The organism is Flagellimonas taeanensis, from assembly GCF_003584105.1.
GTDB lineage: Bacteria > Bacteroidota > Bacteroidia > Flavobacteriales > Flavobacteriaceae > Flagellimonas > Flagellimonas taeanensis.
Map to the genome: position 1 here is coordinate 23,229 of NZ_QXFO01000015.1, position 20,914 is coordinate 44,142.

Annotated in this window: 19 protein-coding genes; 16 read left to right on the plus strand and 3 right to left on the minus strand. The window is 46.3% G+C overall.

Annotated features, from left to right (window positions below; all coding sequences use genetic code 11):
- The first annotated feature begins 7 nt into the window (after nucleotides 1-7).
- The 12 genes from D2V93_RS06715 (at nucleotide 8) to D2V93_RS06775 (ending at nucleotide 9,645) form a co-directional block, all read left to right on the plus strand.
- On the plus strand, nucleotides 8-847 hold the full coding sequence (locus D2V93_RS06715) for an RteC domain-containing protein (protein ID WP_119618892.1): 840 nt from the start codon (nucleotides 8-10) through the stop codon (nucleotides 845-847).
- 284 nt (nucleotides 848-1,131) lie between these two features.
- Entirely contained in the window at nucleotides 1,132-1,410 is a 279-nt protein-coding gene (locus D2V93_RS06725) for a helix-turn-helix domain-containing protein (protein WP_119618894.1), read from the plus strand.
- Nucleotides 1,361-1,951 (plus strand): hypothetical protein, encoded by a 591-nt coding sequence (locus D2V93_RS06730; protein ID WP_245978119.1) that lies wholly within the window; start codon nucleotides 1,361-1,363, stop codon nucleotides 1,949-1,951. Before D2V93_RS06725 ends, D2V93_RS06730 begins: the two co-directional genes overlap by 50 nt.
- On the plus strand, nucleotides 1,948-2,610 hold the full coding sequence (locus D2V93_RS06735; RefSeq protein ID WP_119618896.1) for an ATPase: 663 nt from the start codon (nucleotides 1,948-1,950) through the stop codon (nucleotides 2,608-2,610). The genes D2V93_RS06730 and D2V93_RS06735 overlap by 4 nt, the downstream gene beginning before the upstream one ends.
- A gap of 292 nt (nucleotides 2,611-2,902) precedes the next feature.
- Complete coding sequence (locus D2V93_RS06740; protein ID WP_119618897.1) at nucleotides 2,903-3,190, plus strand: hypothetical protein; 288 nt, start codon at nucleotides 2,903-2,905, stop codon at nucleotides 3,188-3,190.
- The gene (locus D2V93_RS06745) at nucleotides 3,190-3,468 is read left to right on the plus strand and encodes a hypothetical protein (RefSeq protein WP_119618898.1); all 279 of its coding nucleotides are present in this window, start codon (nucleotides 3,190-3,192) and stop codon (nucleotides 3,466-3,468) included. Before D2V93_RS06740 ends, D2V93_RS06745 begins: the two co-directional genes overlap by 1 nt.
- Nucleotides 3,461-5,872 carry a TraG family conjugative transposon ATPase gene (locus D2V93_RS06750; protein ID WP_119618899.1) on the plus strand — a complete coding sequence of 804 codons (2,412 nt, stop codon included), beginning with the start codon at nucleotides 3,461-3,463 and terminating at the stop codon, nucleotides 5,870-5,872. Before D2V93_RS06745 ends, D2V93_RS06750 begins: the two co-directional genes overlap by 8 nt.
- The gene (locus tag D2V93_RS06755) at nucleotides 5,869-6,474 is read left to right on the plus strand and encodes a conjugal transfer protein (RefSeq protein WP_119618900.1); all 606 of its coding nucleotides are present in this window, start codon (nucleotides 5,869-5,871) and stop codon (nucleotides 6,472-6,474) included. Before D2V93_RS06750 ends, D2V93_RS06755 begins: the two co-directional genes overlap by 4 nt.
- Nucleotides 6,474-7,313 (plus strand): hypothetical protein, encoded by an 840-nt coding sequence (locus D2V93_RS06760; RefSeq protein WP_119618901.1) that lies wholly within the window; start codon nucleotides 6,474-6,476, stop codon nucleotides 7,311-7,313. Before D2V93_RS06755 ends, D2V93_RS06760 begins: the two co-directional genes overlap by 1 nt.
- 10 nt (nucleotides 7,314-7,323) lie before the next feature.
- Nucleotides 7,324-7,950, plus strand: a complete 627-nt coding sequence (locus tag D2V93_RS06765; protein ID WP_119618902.1) for a conjugal transfer protein TraK — start codon at nucleotides 7,324-7,326, stop codon at nucleotides 7,948-7,950.
- Nucleotides 7,931-8,863, plus strand: a complete 933-nt coding sequence (gene traM, locus D2V93_RS06770; protein ID WP_119618903.1) for a conjugative transposon protein TraM — start codon at nucleotides 7,931-7,933, stop codon at nucleotides 8,861-8,863. Before D2V93_RS06765 ends, traM begins: the two co-directional genes overlap by 20 nt.
- Nucleotides 8,860-9,645 (plus strand): DUF4138 domain-containing protein, encoded by a 786-nt coding sequence (locus tag D2V93_RS06775; protein ID WP_119618904.1) that lies wholly within the window; start codon nucleotides 8,860-8,862, stop codon nucleotides 9,643-9,645. Before traM ends, D2V93_RS06775 begins: the two co-directional genes overlap by 4 nt.
- A gap of 271 nt (nucleotides 9,646-9,916) precedes the next feature.
- Here D2V93_RS06775 and D2V93_RS06780 read toward each other — a convergent pair whose 3' ends face one another.
- The 3 genes from D2V93_RS06780 to D2V93_RS18970 form a co-directional block, all read right to left on the minus strand.
- Nucleotides 9,917-12,004 (minus strand): copper-translocating P-type ATPase, encoded by a 2,088-nt coding sequence (locus D2V93_RS06780; RefSeq protein ID WP_417935365.1) that lies wholly within the window; start codon nucleotides 12,002-12,004, stop codon nucleotides 9,917-9,919.
- A gap of 16 nt (nucleotides 12,005-12,020) precedes the next feature.
- Nucleotides 12,021-12,314: a phosphoribosylpyrophosphate synthetase gene (locus D2V93_RS06785; protein WP_090294862.1), complete on the minus strand. Its 294-nt coding sequence runs from the start codon at nucleotides 12,312-12,314 to the stop codon at nucleotides 12,021-12,023.
- A 177-nt stretch (nucleotides 12,315-12,491) separates the two neighbouring features.
- Nucleotides 12,492-12,911 (minus strand): HYC_CC_PP family protein, encoded by a 420-nt coding sequence (locus D2V93_RS18970; protein WP_119618905.1) that lies wholly within the window; start codon nucleotides 12,909-12,911, stop codon nucleotides 12,492-12,494.
- 570 nt (nucleotides 12,912-13,481) lie between these two features.
- Between D2V93_RS18970 and D2V93_RS06800 the strand changes: the two genes are divergently transcribed.
- The 4 genes from D2V93_RS06800 (at nucleotide 13,482) to D2V93_RS06815 (ending at nucleotide 20,910) form a co-directional block, all read left to right on the plus strand.
- The gene (locus D2V93_RS06800) at nucleotides 13,482-13,898 is read left to right on the plus strand and encodes an HYC_CC_PP family protein (RefSeq protein WP_067035961.1); all 417 of its coding nucleotides are present in this window, start codon (nucleotides 13,482-13,484) and stop codon (nucleotides 13,896-13,898) included.
- Nucleotides 13,899-14,002: 104 nt separating this feature from the next.
- The gene (locus D2V93_RS06805; RefSeq protein ID WP_108246726.1) at nucleotides 14,003-17,839 is read left to right on the plus strand and encodes an efflux RND transporter permease subunit; all 3,837 of its coding nucleotides are present in this window, start codon (nucleotides 14,003-14,005) and stop codon (nucleotides 17,837-17,839) included.
- 1 nt (nucleotide 17,840) lies between these two features.
- Nucleotides 17,841-19,064: a TolC family protein gene (locus D2V93_RS06810; RefSeq protein ID WP_119618907.1), complete on the plus strand. Its 1,224-nt coding sequence runs from the start codon at nucleotides 17,841-17,843 to the stop codon at nucleotides 19,062-19,064.
- 4 nt (nucleotides 19,065-19,068) lie between these two features.
- Nucleotides 19,069-20,910, plus strand: a complete 1,842-nt coding sequence (locus D2V93_RS06815) for an efflux RND transporter periplasmic adaptor subunit (protein ID WP_119618908.1) — start codon at nucleotides 19,069-19,071, stop codon at nucleotides 20,908-20,910.
- Nucleotides 20,911-20,914: the final 4 nt, after the last annotated feature.

The following is a 20,914-nucleotide window of genomic DNA, read 5'->3' on the forward strand; positions in this document are numbered from 1 at the left end:
AATCGTCATGAAATACCAAAAGCTGCTATCAGAATTTGAAGGCCAATTGGATTCGTTGGAAAGCGGGAACGGGGATATCCTTTTCAAAGCGGAAAAGGGAATCGTACTTGTGGAGAAGAGCATCCGAAAACTACAAAAACAGATTACGGGCAAGACCTTTGATACCCAAGCAGACGAAATCTACTTCTTTAAGCATGTCAAACCCCAAATTTTTAGTAAGCTGATCTATTATGTAAAATTGTTCAATATCGAGAGCAAGCGGCCTAGGGGAAATGATACGGCACAGATCAAGTACCTACAACTTCAGATTGACAAGTTCCAGACCTTTTTTAACGATAATCTGGAGTTTTATAATTATTACCGTCGTGGGGCGATGTCCCTGGACGAACAATATTTTGTTAGGGGGAACCGAGATCTAAGGCTTCCCCTTGAATCCTTCCACTTTTTGATCGATGACCAGTTTTCCACCTGTCAGGATGGTACCGTGGCCACGATTATGGCCTATGACATGCTCATCGTGTACCTGAGAAAGGAGGTGGATGACCTACAAAACAATTTAGAACCCCAAAAGAACATGACCATGGAAAAACCTTCAAAACTCTTCTGGACCGGAAACAAGACCGATTTGATCGAACTTTTATATGCACTCCAATCCAGCAAATGCATCAATAGCGGTACCACGGACATCAAGGAGTTGGCCTCGCATTTTGAACATTTTTACAATGTGGACCTCGGTAACTACTACCACACTTTTATTGATATCCGGTCCCGAAAGACCAGTAAGACCCGCTTTTTGGACAAGCTCATTGAGATGCTCAACCAACGGATGGATTCCCTGGATGAATGAGTTTTAGTTTTTCCCAAGTTGGTACCAACTTGGGAATTTGCATTTTGATGGGCCATAGTGCCAGGATTATGGGTTTTCTGAGGTTTTCAATAGGTTTACAAAGGTCAAATTCAACCAAATACCATCAAACCCTATGCGCAGAAAAAAACACCCACCTTGGTACCAACTTGGGAAGTTTTTCCAAAAACCTTTTTGAGTTTTGTCCCTGAAAGTCAAATCTATCGAAGGGCCATCAAATGAAAGGATAGTAATGGGATGGTCCTTCTTTTAAAACTCAAAAAACTATGGGAGCGACCATCATCACCTCTGAAGATCTCATGGAGTTCAAAGTGGAACTCTTGGAAGACATCAAAGCATTATTGAAGGACCAAAGTGGACAACTGGGCAAGAAATGGCTCAAATCCAATGAGGTCCGGGACCTTTTGGGCATATCCCCGGGCACCCTCCAGAACCTCAGGATCAATGGGACCCTGCCCTATACCAAGATAGGAGGGGTGCTCTACTACGAATACCATGAGATCATGGAGGTATTGGAAAAGAACAAGGTCCATAACCGTATCTAGGGTGGAGGACATCAATTATATCAAACACCTGAACGGGGTGTTTGCCCAATTTGCCAAGGACAACCGCTTGAACCCGACCCATATCAGCCTGTATATCGGACTGTTCCAATTGTGGAACCAAAACTATTTTGTGGCCGAGTTCTATATCAGTAGGGAAGAGGCCATGGCCTATGCCAAGATCGGGTCCAAATCGACCTATCACCGCTGCATCCGAGAGCTCAGCCATTGGAACTATATCCTGTATGCCCCATCCCACAATCCCTACAAGGGCAGCCGAATCAAGATGTTCGATTTTGGGACAAGTAGTGGACAAGCAGTGGACAACCACCGTACCAAAATCGGGACAAGCAGTGGACAAGCGTTGGTACCTATAAACAAACTTATACAAACAACTAAAAACATTACAAACGGGAAGAAACGGAAAAAAATGAAAAACAAAGTTTTCCAGAATGATGAAAACAATGCCGAACATTCCCCCACTGTCCCATATCGGGACAACCTAAGGACCAGCAAGGACAAGGACTACAACGAACCGCTATGAATTTTAACGCCCCACATATCATCACCGAAGGTGCCATAAGTTATGAACTGGGCTCCCTGAAGGGCAGGGAGATCAAATACGATTTCGAGAAGATCCTGGTCTATCTCAATGCCAAGGGAAAACTCCTGTTCGGCAAGAAGTTCAGGATCCATAGGGAGGACAGGGAGATCCTGTACAAGCTCAGTCTCTACTTTATCAGGGACAGGGAACGTTGCAAACAGTTGGGTATCGATGTGGATAAGGGCCTTCTCCTCTCAGGTCCGGTAGGCTGTGGGAAGACCAGCCTGATGAAACTGTTCAAGTTCATGGTGCCCCACCAAAGGCCTTATGCCGTGATTCCCTCCAGGAACATTGTCTTTGGTTTCAACCATTTGGGCTTTAAGATCATTGGGGACTATGGAAACACCCAATCCTATTGTTTTGACGACCTGGGTGTGGAACCTGATGGGGTCCATTTTGGAAAGGAGTGCAATGTCATGGGGGAGATCTTGCTGTCACGCTATGAGCTGTTCACGGACTATAAGATCAAGACACACGCCACCACTAATCTCAATGCACAGGAACTGGAAGCAAGGTATGGGAACCGGGTAAGGTCAAGAATGCGGGAACTCTTCAACCTTGTAGGATTTGACAAGGACAGCAAGGACAAAAGAAAATAGGATTTTGTAGCTGGTTTAAAATGAAGACCTGAATTTGGGCGAATTGCATCACTTTTTGAAAGGCCGATTAGCCGCATTTGACGTTTTTGGGCCGGAGGGATTGGAACCAGATAGCACTTATGAACAGGGAGTGTTCGCTTTTTCATTAAATCTGAATGGATTCCAGACCAATTGAGCCTGTTTTGATACAGTTATAATGTTATTCACAAATAACTGATATTCAGTTATTTGTGATGTGTATTCTACTAATTTTCACATATCAACAATCGTCTAACCCTTAAACGTTTACGATATGCGAAAACCGTTCTTCATCACCTTAATGTTGTTTTTTACCTCCAGTGCCGTTTTGGCCCAGATCGGGGGCATCGAGGATTCGGTCAACGATATTTCAGATACCATTCGGGCCATCTTTCCCATTATACTGGGGGTCATCTTTCTGGTGGGTTTCCTTTTCAATGCCGGACATTTCTTTGGGGAAAATGCTGACCTAAAAAGGGGCATTACCCGGGTCTTGGTCTTTGTGTTGATCGCTGGTGCCGTTGTGGGCATCTTTACCTATCTCATCGGAATCGTGGTCTGATGAAACAGTACGGGGTCTATAGAAATATTCGAAAACGTGCCATGATCATGGGACTGTCCATTTCCCTGTTTGCCTTGATGATGGTTGCTGTCATCGGTTCGCTTTTGATCATCATTTTTTCTTTTCATTTTGGTGTCATCGTGTGCCTACTGCTCTTCAATGCCCTGCTCTATGGGGCATTGTTGCAGTGGGTGAAGAAACCCTTCCAATTCAAGGTAGTGCAAACCTTTCCCAAGATTATAAGCCTCAAACAATTGAATCCCATTGACTATGTCTAAGCTCAATTTCAATGCATATCACCCAATCCTGGATATCCAGAACCATGTGGTTTTTGGGAGCAATGGAGATGTGGTGTTGTGTTATCAAGTGGAATTACCTGAGATATACTCCCTTTCTGAGACGGATTTTGAGGAGCTGCACGGGATGTGGTTCCAGGCCTTTAAATCCTTGCCCGTGGGTGCTATTATCCATAAGCAGGATAGGTATCAAAAGAAAGGTTATGATGCTAGGAACCTTCCAAAGGAAACCTTTCTGGCCAAGGCCACCCATGATTATTTTGTGGGTAGGGAGCATTTGGACCATCAGAGTTATCTCTTCTTTGTACTTCCTCTTGATAAAGCCCTTAATGCCACCAAATATGTCAATCCCTTTCGAAAAGTAGAGAAAGGGTTGCACCGGAAACTGGATGTGCAGGTAGCGGAATTTGTGACCGCCGTCAACGATGCGGTATCCTATATCAACAACTCCAAAAGCGTGTCCATGGTACCCATGGAACCTGAAGCCATATTGGAGCATACCCATGCTTATTTCAATGGATACAATCTTGATTTTGATACGGATATCCAGTTTGGGAAAGGCCCCATAGAAATTGGTGACCATTATTTTGATGTGATGGCCATCAACCATGAAGAATGTTTTGGAGAAACCGTGCAAAGCAGTGTGCCCAACGGGAAATTCAGTTCGGACGGATTCAGTTTTCATAAAGGTTTTTTGGACGGTCTGGGACTGGAATTGGGGGAGAACCATATCATCAACCAAATCCTATATCTAGATGATACCCATCAATGGCGTAAACTATTGGATAAAAAAATTGAGGAACTCTCCAAGAGCTCCAATTTTGGTTCCCAGAACAAAGTGGTCCGCAACAAGGTCCAACATATCTTGGACAGGATCAATGGGGATGATACCGCACGAATAATTCGTGGCCATGTGAATATTGTTTATTGGCATACGGAAGTTGGGGTGTTGAAGCGAATTGCTTCTGGCATCAAGGCGCAATTGAAGGAACTGGATATACGACCCTATCATCCCCATGGGGAGGAGCGCAAACATTATTTTTTGAACTCCTATCCCAGTTATGCTTCCAACTTTTCCAATGAAGATCTTTTTGTGATGGACCTGAAGGCAGCCCTTTGTCTGTATATCAACAATACCAATTATCGCTCTGATGAAACAGGAATCGTTTTTAATGATAGACAGTACAATATTCCTGTGGTCAAGGATGTATGGGACGAGGGGAAAAGGCGTATCAAGGCCCGGAACTTTGCCATTTTTGCCCCGACAGGAGAAGGGAAATCCTTCTTGGCCAATAATATCCTACGTCAATACTTTGAGGCGGATGTACGACTGGTCATTATCGATTTAGGGGGTTCTTATGCCAAATTTGCCCAATTGTATCCCGATGATCACGTGGTCCTTCGCTATGAGCAAGGCAAGAATTTGGGTATTAATCCCTTTTATATCGCCGATCCGTCCGATTTGACCCCTGAACGACTGGAAGATCTGGCCCTCTTTCTTTTGGAGCTCTTGGCTGAAAACCAGGTGACCAAATCCAAGGAAGTGGCCTTGAAAAAAGTGTTGTTGCACTATTATGATGCTGTCAGGGCGGGGCATTCCTTGGCTTCCCTATATCAGTTTGTTGATAAGCACAAGGATACCTTGATCGAGGAGACCCGAGTTCATGAATCCGATTTCAATGTCTATGGATTTTTGCACATTCTTTCCGAATATGTGGATGGGGGACTGTACAGTTTTCTGTTCCATGTGGCAGAAGACCAGACCTATAAAATAGAGGACAAGCGCCTGATTGTCTTTGAACTGGACGAAGTGCGAGACAATAAGGAAATCCTGTCCGTAATGCTCAAATTGATCAAGTCCTCCATCCAACGCACCATTTGGAGGAACAGGTCGGAACGGGGCATTATTCTTTTCGATGAGTTTGCCAAGCAGCTTAAATTTCCCCATGTATTGGAGAGTGTGGAGTTCTATTACCAGGCCATCCGAAAGCAAAACGGGGCCATTGGTATCATCCTGCAATCCATCAACCAATTACCGGAAAATGCCACTTCGGCAAGTATCCTGGAGAATACGCAGGTCGTGTACAGTTTACGGAACGAGAAGGGCTATGATGAATTGGTTAGACGGTTGCACCTCTCCAACCATGATCTCAATCAATTGAAGTCCCTTAGAAACAACCTTACCGGGGTGCGCAAATACACCGAAATCTTTATCAAAATCGGGAAGGAAAGCAATGTCTTTCGCTTGGAGGTGCCCCCAGAGGTCTATGCCGCCTATCTCACCGATGGGGTGGAACATGGCCAGCTTATGGAGCTCTTTGAACAGTTTGGGAATATGGAACGGGCCATTACTGAATTTATAAATCAACAAAAGAAAATGATATGAGAGTAACAATAAAACAAACCCTTTGGAAGAATCCCAAGACTTTGATATTTGCACTGATCTTGGCCATTTCCTTGCCCGGCCGTGCTACGGCCCAGGGGATGCCGGTGTATGACAATACGAACTTTATCAGTATGACCAAGTCCTTGTTGGAATCGGCCAAACAGACCTCGGAATTATTGAAGACCGTGGAGTTTTTAAAGGAACAGAAGGACAATATTGTCAAGGTCAACAATACCATCAAACAATTGAAGGCAGTCCGGGAACTGGCCCGTAACAATGAGATTTTGTTTCGGACGGTGCAAAATGATCTAAGTGACATTTTGAACTCCCCCTATATCAAGGCAGGAGAGGTGGAACAGGTATCCAAAGCCTTTGAACAGATTATGGATACGGCCATTGATGACCTGGATTTTGTGAACCAGATCTTGTCCAGTGATTTTTTGAAGATGACCGATGCGGAGCGTACCGCCATTTTGATGGAAAAAAAGGTGCAGTCCCAGGAAATGGTGGCCGAGTTGGAGGTCAAGACCCGACGCTATCGAGAGATTATTTCCTTTCGGAGGATGCAGGATATCATCAATAACCGGGAAACGGAATACTGATGGCGGGATACTTTTTGGGCATAGGATTGGAATATGTGGATGCGGTCTTCCAGACCATCAAGGACAGTGATTTCTCCCAATACACGATAGTGGGGATGAAGACCCTGGCCGTGCTGTTCTTTCTGATCAATATTTTGAAGAAATACAATGAGGGAATAGCTTCTACCGATGGCCATACCTGGGGGTTGACCCCAACGGAACTGGCCAAGAATTTTTTGGTGGTGCTCTTGGTCATCTTTTCAACTGAGGTATTGGGAGTTTTTGATGGGATTTTGGTCGCCATTGAGACCCAATACCGGGACACGGCTCCGGCACTCCTCCCATTACAGTTGCAGGATGTGGACCTGGAACGGGATGTGGGTGCCTTGGAAGCCGCCAAGAAAGCCATGGCACTGTTGTATGAGGCCTTGGTCACTCCTTTGTACGGATTAAAGGTCTTGGCCTTTATCATCGGGGTCATTCTTTGGTTGATGGACCTGTTCATCTATCCTTTGTTCCTTGCAGAGCGATATTTCCTATTGGGAATCCTACAGGCCTTTTTTCCCTTGGTCATCAGCTTGGCCGTCTTTGAAAAGTTCAGGCCATTGGCCTATAATTATTTCAAGCTCTATGCAGCAGTATATATGCTGGTTCCCGCCTTCTTTTTGGTCAATGTCTTCGTCAACAACCTTTATACGGAGATCAGTACCAACTTCTGGGGGAACCTCTTTGGTTTTGATTTTGGGAGTGAATTCTTTGCCCCGATCATTGAACTCGGGACCATTGGCTTTATTGTCTTGCTCAAATTTAAATTGTACCGAAGGGCGACCAGTTTTACCCTTCGATTGTTCACCGGTTAAATTGAAGTCTATGAAAACACCTTTTAAAAGTATTGTTCATGTGCTGCGGCTCAACCGTTTTGTGGTTCTTGCCGTGGTTATCGCCTCGGTTTTGGTCTGTATGGTTGCTATGGTCCTAGTGGGCAGGATATACCGTGAATCGTTGAACGGGGCCTTCGTGGTCAATGGGGAAGGGGAGGTCATACCGCTTTCCTGGGCCGAACAACGGGATCATCTGGAAGTGGAGGCCCTGGCCCATTTGGAACAGTTTCATAGGTGGTTTTATGGGGTGGATGCCGGCAGTTATGAGAAGAACATGGAGAAGGCCCTTTGGTTGGGCAATGCCTCCGTTGGTGCTGTCTTTCAACAGAAAAAGGCAGACGGTTTCTATAACCGGTTGTTGCAATATTCCCTTGTGCAAGAGGTCATCCGAATCGATACAGAGCTGGATTGGGATGGGTCTTCCTTTGCGTTTAGGACCCAATTGCACATACGGATCAATCGGGGAACCGTCACCGATACCTATGAACTGGTGACCTCGGGACATTTGATCCAGGTGGAACGGAATTTTCCCCATAATCCTCATGGATTGTTGATCACTGATTTTTTTGAAAACTCACTTCGTAAACTAGAAACTCATGAAAACACAGAAGAATAAAATAGTTTTTGTGCTGGTACTGGCATGTATGGTACTCTTTATCACCATATATAGCATCGTCACTTTTGGTAAGCCAAAAAAGGAAAGCCTTGATGTAGGGAGGATCCCCATGCCGGATCTGGAGGACACTTCGGTGGAGTTTGAAACCAAACTGGAAGCCGTGGAAGCCATCAAGGTGGAAAAACAATCCACGGCACCACAAGTGTATCCCGACCAGATGGTGGATGATAAAGGGTATTTCAATCCCGATTATATGGAATATGAAAAGCAGCGTATCATAGACAGTGTCTTTGATACCAATGCCTTTACTGCGAAAAAAGTTTCTGTGTCGGATGCAGGCGTAATGCCCAGGTTGGGGACTGTAAAGAAGGTAAAGGTAGACGATGAAAAGTTGACAATGGGTTCACCAAGGACGGAAACGGAGCTAGGATCGGTACATCAACTGTTCTTTGCCTCCAATCCAAAAAGGAACCGTTCCGATGGAAATTTACCAACTACTGCTGTGGCCAAGGTGTATGTGGATGGGGACCAGACCCTTCGGGATGGACAACGATTGGACTTGCGACTCGCCCATGACTATGTTGTGGATGGGAAAAGGATGCCAGGAGGTACCCGCCTCTATGGCTTTGTAAAGATAAGGCCCAACCGGGTGATGGTGGAACTTACCCGATTGGGGACAACCCTTATGGATATGCAAGCCTATGATGCCCAGGATGGGCAGGAAGGGATTTATGTGAAGAACCATCTGCGGGGTGAAGTGGTGGATCGGTCTTTGGATGAGGGCCTTGGAGAGATCAATGTGCCGGGTGTGCCCCAGTTCAATGGGATCAAACGCATATTTCAGCGTGATCAACGTACCGTTAAAGTTCAGATTTCCGACCATTATCAATTTTTCTTAATACCTAGATCATGAAAACACTAAACGTCATCATTGCAGTAATGCTAATGGCCTATGGGCACACCGTATCGGGCCAAAAGGTTTTGGACACCATCCAAGCCAATTCACAAATGAACGTGGCCCTCTTTTTTCCCAGTCCCATCAAACAGGCTATAACGGGAAACACTAAAGCGATCTTTACCTATAACCGGGAAGAAGCTCAATATTTTGGGCTATTGCAGTCCACAGCCAACACCATTACCAACCTTTTGGTGGTCACCATGGACGGACAAGCATATGAATTTAAGGTGGCCTATAGGGAAAACGTTGCCCAAACCCATTTTTTTGTGGACAAGGCGCATAGCATTGGTCCAGTACAGCCATTACCTGGTAAAAAAGGGGATTCCTTGGCTTCCCACACAGCTCGATTTCCTCTTTTAAGGGGATTGCCATCAAGTGATGGGAATGGTGCCTTGGCATCGGTGCGAAGAAAGGGAATCCGATTGCTGTTGAAAAGGTTGGTCTACCGAAACGCTCAAGTATTTATGGTTGTAGAGGTGCGCAACCGATCAGGCATTGATTTTGAAGTAGGCACCCTTGAGGCCCTAAGGATAAATGGCAGCTTGAAACGGAGATCCTCGTATCAAGAAACCAGGTTGGAACCCCATTATATCATTGAACGACCCAAAATTATTAAAACCGGGACTTCCCAACGATTTGTACTTGTGCTACCTAAATTTGTCCTATTCGATAAGGAGCATCTAAGACTGATTCTCTTGGAAAGCCGTGGAGGCAGAAGGTTGGAGCTCAACTATTGACCTATCGATAAAGAGAAGTGGAATCCCTTATAGGGTATACACTTTAACATGAAAACAAAATTTTGCCATAACAAAGGTTATAATGGTTACCAAGAAAGGAAATAAATTAGGAATGGTACACCTCAGGAAAAATGGAACTGGCTTCCAGCAGTATTAATACCAGAATCCAGTATTCTCTTCGTAGTGGCCTAATAGGATTGCGGGAACACTGAAAATCCGTATTGCTATTGGGAATGCACCCTTTTATATGCTAAATTGCTCTATTTGCCTATCATCCTTTGATCTGATTACTTCCTATCTTACGTTTTAACAACTGCGCATTGATGGCCACAATGATGGTGCTCAGGCTCATGAACACCGCACCGACGGCAGGGCCCATGACAAACCCTGAGGAATACAGTACACCGGCGGCCAACGGAATGGCCACCACATTATAGGCCGTTGCCCAAATCAGGTTCTGGATCATTTTGTTGTAGGTGGCCTTGCCGAACAGGATGAGATTGGCTATATCCTTGGGGTTACTGTTGACCAAGATGATGTCGGCGGTTTCCGCCGCAACGTCCGTACCGGAACCAACGGCAATGCCCACATTGGCCTTTGCAAGGGCCGGGGCATCGTTCACACCGTCCCCGGTCATGGCCACGAACTCGCCCTTACGTTGGAGTTCTTCCACTATTTCCACTTTTTGGTGGGGCAACACTTCGGCATAGTAGCCATCCAAACCGAGTTTTTCGCTAACGGCCCTGGCCGTTTTTTCATTGTCCCCAGTGGCCATCAATACCTTGATGTCGTTCTTCTTGAATACTTGGATGGCCTCTTGGGATTCCGATCGTATCTCATCGGCCAGTGCAATGTATCCGGCCAGTTTTTCCTCGATCAACACAAATACCACGGTTTCGGCGGCATCGCTATAGGCGTCTTTGGGAATGGGAATGTTGTTGTCCCTTAAAAAACCGGGACTGACCACTTTTACCGGTTTGTCCTCCACGGTTGCCTCGACCCCTTTTCCAGTGATCGCATGAAAGTTCAAGGGATTGGGAATGGTGACCTTTTCCTTTTGGGCCCTTTTGATGATACCCACGGCAATGGGGTGTTCCGAGCTTTGTTCCAAGGCACTTGCCAGGCGAAGGACTTCATCCTGGGAATAGTTGTCATCGACCGATTGGATTCGGGTAACGCCAAAATCACCTTTGGTCAGGGTCCCCGTTTTATCAAATAACAAGGCCGAAATCTTCCGGGATTCCTCAAAGGCGGTCCTGTTGCGGATCAATAGGCCGTTTTGGGCGGATACCGCGGTGGAAATGGCCACCACCAAAGGGATGGCAAGACCCAGGGCATGGGGACAGGCAATGACCATAACGGTCACCATGCGTTCCAGGGCATAAACAAAGGGGAAACCCAGGGCCAACCATACCGCCAGGGTCCCAAAACCAATGGTCAAGGCGATATAGGTCAACCATTTGGCGGCCCTATCGGAAAGGTTTTGCATTTTGGACTTGGTCTTTTGGGCCTCTTCCACCATCGTGATCACTTTGTTGAGGTAACTATCCTTGCCCGTGTGCTCCACTTTGATTTTTAAGGTGCTGTTGCCATTGACGGAACCGCCGATCACCTTGTCCTTTTTCTCTTTCTTTACAGGTTTCGATTCCCCCGTGAGCATGGATTCGTTCAGGTAACTGCTGCCTTCGACGATGGTACCGTCGGCTGGGACCTTTTCCCCCGGCTTGACCAGTATGATGTCATCTTTCAATACCGCTTCCAACGGTATGTCCTCTATGGTTTCCCCTTTGACACGGTGTGCTTCGGCAGGCATCATGCTGACCAACAACTGTAAGGCTTTTGAGGCACCAAGGACGCTCTTCATCTCTATCCAATGCCCGAGTAGCATGATGGCTATAAGGGTGGACAGTTCCCAGAAAAAGTCTTGGCCCTTCAGTCCGAATACGGTGGCCGTGCTATAGAAATAGGCTACGGAAATGGCCATGGAGATCAAGGTCATCATTCCCGGTGCACCCTGTTTTATTTCTGACCAAAAACCTTTCAAAAAAGGCCATCCCCCATAGAAATATACAATGGTGGAAAGCCCAAAAAGAAAGTAAGGGTTGCCGGGAAGCAGGAATTCATATCCAAAAAAATCCTGGATCATGGGCGATAGGAACAAAATGGGTATGGTGAGTACCAGTGTTGTCCAAAATCGCTTTCGAAAGTCGGCGATCATCATTTTGTGGTGGTCGTGGCCCATTTGGCCATGTGCGGGGTTGTGCCCCGAATGGCCCCCAGGGCCATGGTCCATTTTGGAGTGGTCGGTCTTATCGTGGTTCATCCGTGAATGGTCGTGGTGTTGGTGCTTTTCCATCATCGGTCCTTCTTTTGGGTTATCGTAATTTTTTTCTCATTTTTTCAGAAATGTTTTCGGCATAGACGCCATAGGCATCCACCAGGATGCCCCTAATGCCATCCTTGGAGGATATGGCGTACAGCACGCTGTTGTCATCGGTGCTGCTCATCCCCTCAAAACGATGGGTCTGGTCGACCTTAAAGTCTTCCGGTCGAATTTCGATTTTAAGGGAAGCGCATTCCAGACAATGGGGCTTGAGATTAAAATCATAGGTGTAGCCCTTTGCCTGTAAATCGGATATGGCTTCTGAAAGGGTATCATAATTTTTCATAGGGTTTCGATTTTGGGTTATTGTGATATAACCATTTGTTGTTACAATCTCCATTGATAAATCGTCGTTTTTACAACAGATCAGAATGTATTGTCCTGAAAATGCCCCAGCCATTTAAAGGACGAATGTCCTTACAAAGGGACAAACCAGGGCATAGTGCCCAAGGTGGAAAAAAAATCAAATCAATAAAGTCCTGTGGAGGATAGGGAGGTTTCGTTCGACCCAAGGGGGGATATAGTCTTTAAAAGGAACAATGCTTTCCTGTAGCCCACCAGAGCGATCGGTATGGTAAAAAATGGAGGTATATGGAACTATGAGTGTATCGAAATCAAGGTCAAAAGATCGAACCATCAGGTCATCCTTGCCGAAATTGGCATAAGTAACGTTGCTACAGCAATTCTTTTGCTCCAAAGAACACTTCCTTAAGGGGCTTTTGGGGCTTTGAAGCTTTTGGTCGCAGGGTTTTGCCTTTCCTGTCACGGAAAAACTGACTAATTTGTTACAACAAAAATGGGCGTTGGAAGCAAAGGAAGTCGTACTGACCAATACGGAACAGGCTAGAAACAGGGATAATATTTTCGATATGGTTTGCTTCACCTATTAAAATTAAAAAAAATAGTACACCGATCATAAAACATATTGAAATCAATTCGATCTTAACTCACTCATACATTAATAGTTTTTTGTATTCTGATAATGTGGATTGTTCCTGTTTCAAAAGTATGGGAACTACTTCTGAAAAAACATGATGGACATCATGTTTTGGATTGGGTGGAACAACTTCATATGCCCATTCGATTTCTGTTGCTTGGGCAACAGGTGAAGCTAAAGGTCAATGTGCCCGATCCACCGACAGGATGTGGGATGGGACAACCTTTGTGGCCCAGCCTAAGAAATTGGTATACCATTATTCCCTATGGAAGACAAAATATCATAGCCCGTCCTTCCTTCATTTCTGACATAAGGCCGACCTGAAAAAGCCGTTATGTCATTGCTGGCCAGGGAACGTTTTGTCACACTATATGTAATTGAAAATCAAACCGATGATTTTGTGGGACCTGCTTAGGTTCAGGGCTGTGGAATGGCAAGGATTTTACATGAAATCACCATAAAAAATATGTTAAATAAAATAGGGTTGTTAAAATTATTGTAGTTTTGTAATCGCATATGAAACTATTTTGGTTCAAAATATTATCTTGTTTCATGGCACTGAATGTGCTGGCCTCCACATTTTCCTTTGCGGTGGGGCAACACTATTGTGGTGAGGATCTTGTTGATTTTTCCTTCTTCGGTAAAGCGGAATCCTGTGGAATGGATGTGCAACAAGCATCCGATTCGCATGAACATAATCTGCAAAAAAATGGATGCTGTGAAGATGAGACACTTTCTGTCCTCGGGCAGGAAGATCTTCTACTTTCAGTTGAAAATGTAAGTATAGGGGAGCATCAGTTCCTAATTGCCTTCACCTACAGTTACATAAATCTTTTTGAGGGATCACAGGAAAATATAGTTCCTGTCGTACATTACCCTCCGCCCCTTTTGGTCAAGGATATTCAGATTCTTGATCAAACTTTCCTTATTTAAGAGCATATCGATGACGTTTGGCCGTGCTATGGTTTTTGGCATGGCCCTAGGTATTTATTGCCTTTGGAACAATTTCACTATTTCCAACACAATAAACTCATGATATGCTCAATAAAATCATAAAATACTTTTTAGAGAACAAACTGGTGACCGTTCTCGTTTTAATAATGTTGGTTACCTGGGGGATTGTCACTTCCCCCTTCAATTGGAATACGGGCTTTCTTCCCAAAGACCCGGTGCCCGTGGATGCCATTCCCGATATTGGGGAAAACCAGCAAATTGTTTTCACGCAATGGCCCGGACGTTCGCCACAAGATATCGAGGATCAGATTTCTTATCCAATGACGACCTATTTACTGGGGATTCCAGGAGTGAAAACAATCCGTAGTTCATCCATCTTTGGATTTTCCAGTATCTATATCATTTTTGATGATGATGTGGAATTTTATTGGTCGCGTTCCCGGATCCTGGAAAAATTGAATTCACTTCCCACGGGTCTGTTGCCCGATGGCGTTACCCCGACTTTGGGTCCCGACGCCACGGCATTGGGACAGGTATATTGGTATACCTTGGAAGGAAGGGACAAGGATGGCAATCCTACGGGAGGATGGGATCTGCACGAGATACGGACCGCCCAGGATTTTTATGTGAAATATGGATTGAATGCCGTGGACGGGGTGTCCGAAGTGGCTTCGATCGGGGGTTATGTCCAAGAATATCAAGTGGATGTAAATCCGGATGCCCTAAAGGCCTATAATATCCCCTTATACAAGGTCATGGAGGCCGTACGGAAGTCGAACAGGGATGTGGGCGCCAAGACCATTGAAGTCAATCAAGCAGAATATTTGGTCAGGGGCTTGGGATATGTCAAAAATACGGAAGACATAGAAAAGGCGGTGGTTGCCGTATTTGACAATGTCCCGGTTCGGATCAAGGATATTGGGGTGGTCAGCTTGGGACCGGCCACACGAAGGGGCGTGCTCGATAAAGGGGGCGCCGAAGTGGTAGGTGGCGTAGTGGTCGCCCGTTATGGTTCCAATCCCTTGGCGGTCATCAATAATGTGAAGGACAAGATCAAGGAAATCGCACCCGGATTGCCCAAGAAGACCTTGGCCAATGGTGTGGAAAGCCAATTGACCGTGGTCCCGTTTTATGACCGGACACAGCTCATCCACGAGACCATAGGCACTTTGGAAAATGCCCTGTCCCACGAAATACTGATCAGCATCATCGTTGTACTGGTACTTGTCCTCAACTTGAGGGCCTCTGTGATCATATCAAGTCTATTGCCCGTCGGGGTGCTAATGACCTTTATTGTCATGCAATATGCCGGGGTAGATGCCAATGTGGTGGCCCTTTCCGGGATAGCCATTGCCATAGGGGTGATGGTGGACGTGGGGATCGTGTTCGTCGAGAACATTATCCGACATTTGGAAATGCCCGAGAACCATGGTGCCAAGGGCAAGGAACTCATTCAGGTAATATATAGGGCCACCGTGGAAGTGGCCTCGGCAATTACCACCGCATTGGCGACCACTGTCGTGAGCTTTGTGCCTGTCTTTGCCATGCAATCGGCAGAAGGCAAGTTATTTAGGCCCTTGGCCTTTACCAAGACCTTCGCCCTGTTGAGCGCCTTTGTACTGGGAATCGTTGTACTGCCTGCCTTGGCCCATTTTGTACTGGGGGTGGATTATGACAAGAAACGGGTGCGACGATTTTGGTCCATTCTATTGATATCCACTGGGCTTATCTTTGCATTCTATGCCCAGATGTGGTTGCCATTGGTCATTTCACTCATTGGGTTGAACAATTTGATGGAACCCAAATGGCCGGAGCACTATAAATCGTTTCCCAACTATATCAATTTGGGATTGACCGTTTTTATCGCCTCGTTCTTCCTGACCGAGGAATGGATGCCCTTGGGACCCCAAAACGGTATTGTGGTCAACTACTTTTTTGTGTTGTTCCTAGTGGGCATTATCCTGGCCGCTTTGATGGGAATCGTACATTTCTATACCCCGGTCCTAAAGTGGTGTCTGGAAAACAAGGGAAAGTTCATGCTCATCCCATTCGTGACCCTGTTTTTTGGGGTATTGGTTTGGCTGGGGTTCGATAGCACCTTTGGAATCGTGGCCAAAGGCTTTGAATCGGTAGGTTGGAAAAGTGTCAGACAGACCTCGGGATGGCAGGCAGCTTCCAAGAGATTCCCGGGAATAGGGTCCGAGTTCATGCCATCGCTCAATGAAGGTTCGTTCCTGTTGATGCCGACATCCATGCCGCATTCAGGGGTGGAATACAACAAAAGGGTGGTTGGACAGTTGGATATGCTCTTGGGAAGCATACCCGAAGTGGACTTGGTTGTCGGTAAACTCGGTCGCGTTGAATCCGCACTGGACCCTGCACCCATTTCCATGTATGAGAACATCATCAACTATAAACCTGAATTCATTGTGAATGAAGACGGACATAGGGTCCGTTATAAAGTAGATCGAAAGGACAGGTTCATTACCCAGCATAAAGACACTTTGACCAATGAGGAAGCCTTGCAGCGAGGGATTGCCGAGAAGGACCTGATCGTGGATGAGGACGGTGAGTTTTTCCGAAACTGGAGGCCCCATATCAAATCCCCCAACGATATCTGGGATGAGATCGTAAAGGTCACCAAGATCCCGGGCATAACCTCTGCTCCCAAATTACAGCCCATTGAAACCCGGTTGGTGATGCTGCAGACCGGAATGCGCGCTCCCATGGGGATCAAGGTTTTTGGGCCCGATTTGAAGACCATCGAGGATTTTGGGATGCAATTGGAAGGTATCTTGAAGGAAGTGCCCTCGGTCAAGGCAGAAGCCGCATTCGCCGATAGAATAGTCGGCAAACCTTATTTGCACCTCAATATCAACAGGGACGGGATATCCCGATATGGTTTGAACATTGAAGATGTGCAGCAAAGCATCGAAACAGCGATCGGTGGGATGAAGATCACCTCCACCGTTGAGGGAAGGGAACGTTTTCCCGTGCGGGTGCGCTACCCGAGGGAATTGAGGGACGACCCGGAATCGTTGAAGAAAATTTTGATTCCCACACCGGTAGGGGCGCAAATTCCCTTATCCCAAGTGGTGGATTTTGAATATGTCCGCGGGCCTCAGGCCATCAAGAGCGAAAACACCTTTTTGGTGGGCTATGTGCTTTTTGATAAACGGGACGGTTTTGCGGAAGTCGATGTGGTGAACGATGCCCAGGAAGCCATCCAGAAAAAAATCGATGCAGGGGAATTAACGGTTCCCGCCGGAATAAGCTATAAGTTTTCTGGGAGTTATGAGAACCAAATCAGGGCAGTGAAAAGACTGTCCATTGTCATACCGATCAGTTTGATCGTGATTTTCTTGCTCCTGTTTTTTCAGTTCAAGACGGTCATCGCATCCTCCATCCATTTTTCAGGCGTTTTTGTTGCTTTTGCGGGAGGTTTCATAATGCTCTGGCTCTATGGTCAGGATTGGTTCATGAATTTTGCCATTGCAGGGGTCAACATGCGCGATCTGTTCCAAATGCACACGATCAACTTAAGCGTTGCGGTTTGGGTAGGATTTATCGCGCTTTTCGGTATTGCCACCGATGACGGTGTCATCATGGGTACGTACATCCACCAGGTTTTCGAGGAAAAGAACCCTCAAACCGTACCGGATGTGAGAGCGGCGGTTCTGGAGGCAGGGAAAAAAAGGGTTCGTCCCGCCATGATGACGGCCGCAGTGGCCATTATCGCCCTTTTACCAATACTCACCTCGACCGGAAAAGGGGCCGATATCATGATTCCCATGGCCATCCCGACTTTTGGGGGAATGACCATACAGATCATGACCATGTTCGTGGTCCCGGTACTCCAAGCCTATTGGAGGGAAACAGTCATTAAAAATCGCAACAAAGCATTGAAAAAAATACAGTAAAATGAAAAAGGTAGTGACCATTATATTTATCTTGACAAGTATCCTATCCAATGGCCAGACCTTGGAGGACTACTTTGAGATTGCTGCTGGGAACAACCCGGGGCTGCTTTCACAGTACAAAGATTTTGAGGCGGCGTTACAAAAGGTACCGCAGGTGAAGGCTTTACCAGATCCAAACCTGTCCTTTGGGTACTTCATCTCCCCGGTCGAAACCCGGGTAGGGCCCCAAAAGGCAAGGTTTTCACTGACCCAGATGTTTCCTTGGTTTGGAACCTTAAAGGCCCAAGGTGATGCCGCTGCACTTATGGCAGAGGCCAAGTACCAGTCTTTTTTGGATGCCAGGAACAAACTTTATTACGAGGTTTCGGCAGCTTATTTTCCATTGTACGAACTTAAGGAGTGGGTACGGATCGAAGAGGACAACATCGCCATCCTGGAATCCTACAAGACGGTTTCCAATACGAAATTTAAAAACGGCCTGGGATCATTGGTCGATGTCTTAAGGGTGGACGTGCTTTTAAAGGAAGCCCGGACGAATCTGGGTATCCTTAAACATAAGGAAATCCCCCTTCTGGCGTCCTTCAATAAACTATTGGACCGTAAGGAAGATGAACAAATAAACATCCCTGAGACCTTTGGGGTCAATGTACTGCCCATTGATTACACAAAAGATTCCTTGGTGGTGGACCATCCGCTTTTGAATTCCCTGGAATTAAAGGTCAAGGCAGCAGCGGCCTCTGAAAGGGCAGCCCTTAAACAAGGCTTGCCAAAAGTCGGGATCGGACTGGACTATGTAATGGTCGATGAGCGAACGGACATGGTGGTTCCCGATAACGGCAAGGATGTATTGATGCCCATGGTTACCTTGAGCCTGCCCCTATTCAGGGGTAAGTACAGGGCAGCCGAAAAAGAGGCCCAATTGATGCAGGAAAGTTATGCACTGCAAAAAAAGGAAGTCACCAATACATTGAAGACCAATTATGAAATGGCTGTTTTTGACATAAGGCAGCAGACCGATCTGATTTCCCTCTTTGATGAGCAGATCATGGAATCGGAACAAGCACTCAATCTGTTGTTCACTGCCTATGGGAATTCCGGGAAGGACTTCGAGGAGGTGTTGCGAATGCAGCAACAGTTGTTGAAGTATACTAAATTGAAAATAAGCGCATTGACGCAGTATGAAATAGCGTTGGCCAAGTTTAACTATATCACGGCAAAAAAATAATCAGATGAAATCAGAAACACAAAAAATAGTAAAAATAGCCTTGTCCACCCTGGTTCTTGGACTTTTGCTGGGTTGGCTATTGTTCGGAGGCTCGAAGGGCAATGCCACGGAGGAACACCAACATGCTTCGGAAGTATCGGAAGAAACCACTTGGACCTGCTCGATGCATCCGCAGATCAGACAGCCGGAACCGGGAGATTGCCCCATTTGTGGGATGGACTTGATCCCTTTGGAAAGTGATAACGGTTCGGAACTGGACCCTATGGCCGTAAGCATGTCGAAAACGGCCATGCAGCTTGCCAATGTCTCTACGGAAATCGTGGGCAAGACCGCCCCGGTCAAATTGATCGATCTTAATGGCAAGGTGGAAGCGGATGAACGATCGATCTATTCCCAATCTACCCATATTCCCGGGAGGGTGGAACGGCTAATGGTGAATTTTACAGGGGAGTACATCAAGCAGGGGCAGATCATCGCCTATATTTATTCCCCTGACCTGGTCACTGCCCAAGAGGAACTTTTTGAAGCAAGAAAGGTGGCGGACACCCAACCGCAGTTTTTTAATGCCGCCAAGGAAAAATTAAAAAACTGGAAGCTTTCCGACAACCAAATCGTACAGATACTTCAATCTGGGACCGTTAAGGAGGAATTGCCGATACATGCCGATGTTTCAGGCTACGTTACCGAAAAAATGGTAAACCTTGGCGACTATGTCAACAAGGGCAAGGCATTATATCAAATTGCCAACCTGAACAGCGTTTGGGTATTGTTCGATATTTATGAGTCCGACATGCCCTGGGTAAGGAAAGGCGACGAAGTGGTCTTTACCATACCCTCCCTCCCGGGCGAAAATTTCAAAGGCAGGATTTCCTATATCGACCCGGTGATCAATCCCATGACTAGGGTTGCCAAGGCCAGAATCGAAATCGGGAACGCCGGTTTAAGGTTAAAGCCGGAAATGTTCGCTTCCGGAACCGTGAAAGCAAAACAGCCCATTGCATCAGAAGCGATAACCATTCCTAAGTCGGCAGTGATGTGGACCGGGGAACGTTCTGTGGTATACATCAAGAATACCACATCCAATGGGGTGAATTTTGTGTTGCGCGATGTCACCTTGGGACCATCATTGGGAAATGGGTTCATTGTGAAGGAGGGACTGCAGGAAGGGGATGAGATCGCGGTAAACGGGACCTTCAGTATCGATGCGGCGGCCCAATTGGCCGGGAAACCGAGCATGATGAATCCTGAGGGCGGGCCCGCCATGACGGGACATAACCACGGAGGCATGAAGATGGGGGATGACAAGGGTACTGGCGGTAGCGATCATTCGGAAATGGATATGGGGGATCCCGGCTTGGAAAACAAAATAGACCATTCCGATATGAACCAGCGAATGACGGCGACAGCGACTTTTAAAAACCAATTGAAACAGGTGTTGAGCGCCTACTTGGAGTTAAAGGATGCCCTTGTCAATGATAATGGTACCAAGGCAAATGCCGCTGCAAAAAAAGTGTTGTCGGCCTTGGAACATGTGGATATGAAACAATTGACGGACAAGAAGGCGCACGGCCATTGGATGACGATATCGAAGGAAATCTCCAGTTCGGCGAATTCCATTTCAAAGATATCGGATGTCAAGGTGCAACGCAACCATTTTAAACAGCTGTCCGCCCATTTATCCAATGGTATCAAGCTTTTTGGGGTGGATCAAAAGATATACGAACAGTTTTGCCCGATGGCCGATAACAACAAAGGTGCCTATTGGTTGAGTACGACCAAAGAGATCAAAAACCCCTATTTCGGAGAGGCTATGTTGACCTGCGGTGAAATCACCGATGAAATGTAATTGA

Bases quoted from the DNA above. Each gene is read 5' to 3' on its own strand.
- D2V93_RS06725 (WP_119618894.1), top strand. From the start codon at position 1,132: ATGGGAGCGACCATCATCACCTCTGAAGATCTCATGGAGTTCAAAGTG.
- D2V93_RS06740 (WP_119618897.1), top strand. From the start codon at position 2,903: ATGCGAAAACCGTTCTTCATCACCTTAATGTTGTTTTTTACCTCCAGT.
- D2V93_RS06805 (WP_108246726.1), top strand. From the start codon at position 14,003: ATGCTCAATAAAATCATAAAATACTTTTTAGAGAACAAACTGGTGACC.
- D2V93_RS06755 (WP_119618900.1), top strand. From the start codon at position 5,869: ATGAGAGTAACAATAAAACAAACCCTTTGGAAGAATCCCAAGACTTTG.
- D2V93_RS06715 (WP_119618892.1), top strand. From the start codon at position 8: ATGAAATACCAAAAGCTGCTATCAGAATTTGAAGGCCAATTGGATTCG.
- D2V93_RS06760 (WP_119618901.1), top strand. From the start codon at position 6,474: ATGGCGGGATACTTTTTGGGCATAGGATTGGAATATGTGGATGCGGTC.
- D2V93_RS06810 (WP_119618907.1), top strand. From the start codon at position 17,841: ATGAAAAAGGTAGTGACCATTATATTTATCTTGACAAGTATCCTATCC.
- D2V93_RS06815 (WP_119618908.1), top strand. From the start codon at position 19,069: ATGAAATCAGAAACACAAAAAATAGTAAAAATAGCCTTGTCCACCCTG.
- D2V93_RS06730 (WP_245978119.1), top strand. From the start codon at position 1,361: ATGAGATCATGGAGGTATTGGAAAAGAACAAGGTCCATAACCGTATCT.
- D2V93_RS06765 (WP_119618902.1), top strand. From the start codon at position 7,324: ATGAAAACACCTTTTAAAAGTATTGTTCATGTGCTGCGGCTCAACCGT.
- traM (WP_119618903.1), top strand. From the start codon at position 7,931: ATGAAAACACAGAAGAATAAAATAGTTTTTGTGCTGGTACTGGCATGT.
- D2V93_RS06745 (WP_119618898.1), top strand. From the start codon at position 3,190: ATGAAACAGTACGGGGTCTATAGAAATATTCGAAAACGTGCCATGATC.
- D2V93_RS06775 (WP_119618904.1), top strand. From the start codon at position 8,860: ATGAAAACACTAAACGTCATCATTGCAGTAATGCTAATGGCCTATGGG.
- D2V93_RS06780 (WP_417935365.1), bottom strand. From the start codon at position 12,004: ATGATGGAAAAGCACCAACACCACGACCATTCACGGATGAACCACGAT.
- D2V93_RS06800 (WP_067035961.1), top strand. From the start codon at position 13,482: ATGAAACTATTTTGGTTCAAAATATTATCTTGTTTCATGGCACTGAAT.
- D2V93_RS06785 (WP_090294862.1), bottom strand. From the start codon at position 12,314: ATGAAAAATTATGATACCCTTTCAGAAGCCATATCCGATTTACAGGCA.
- D2V93_RS06735 (WP_119618896.1), top strand. From the start codon at position 1,948: ATGAATTTTAACGCCCCACATATCATCACCGAAGGTGCCATAAGTTAT.
- D2V93_RS06750 (WP_119618899.1), top strand. From the start codon at position 3,461: ATGTCTAAGCTCAATTTCAATGCATATCACCCAATCCTGGATATCCAG.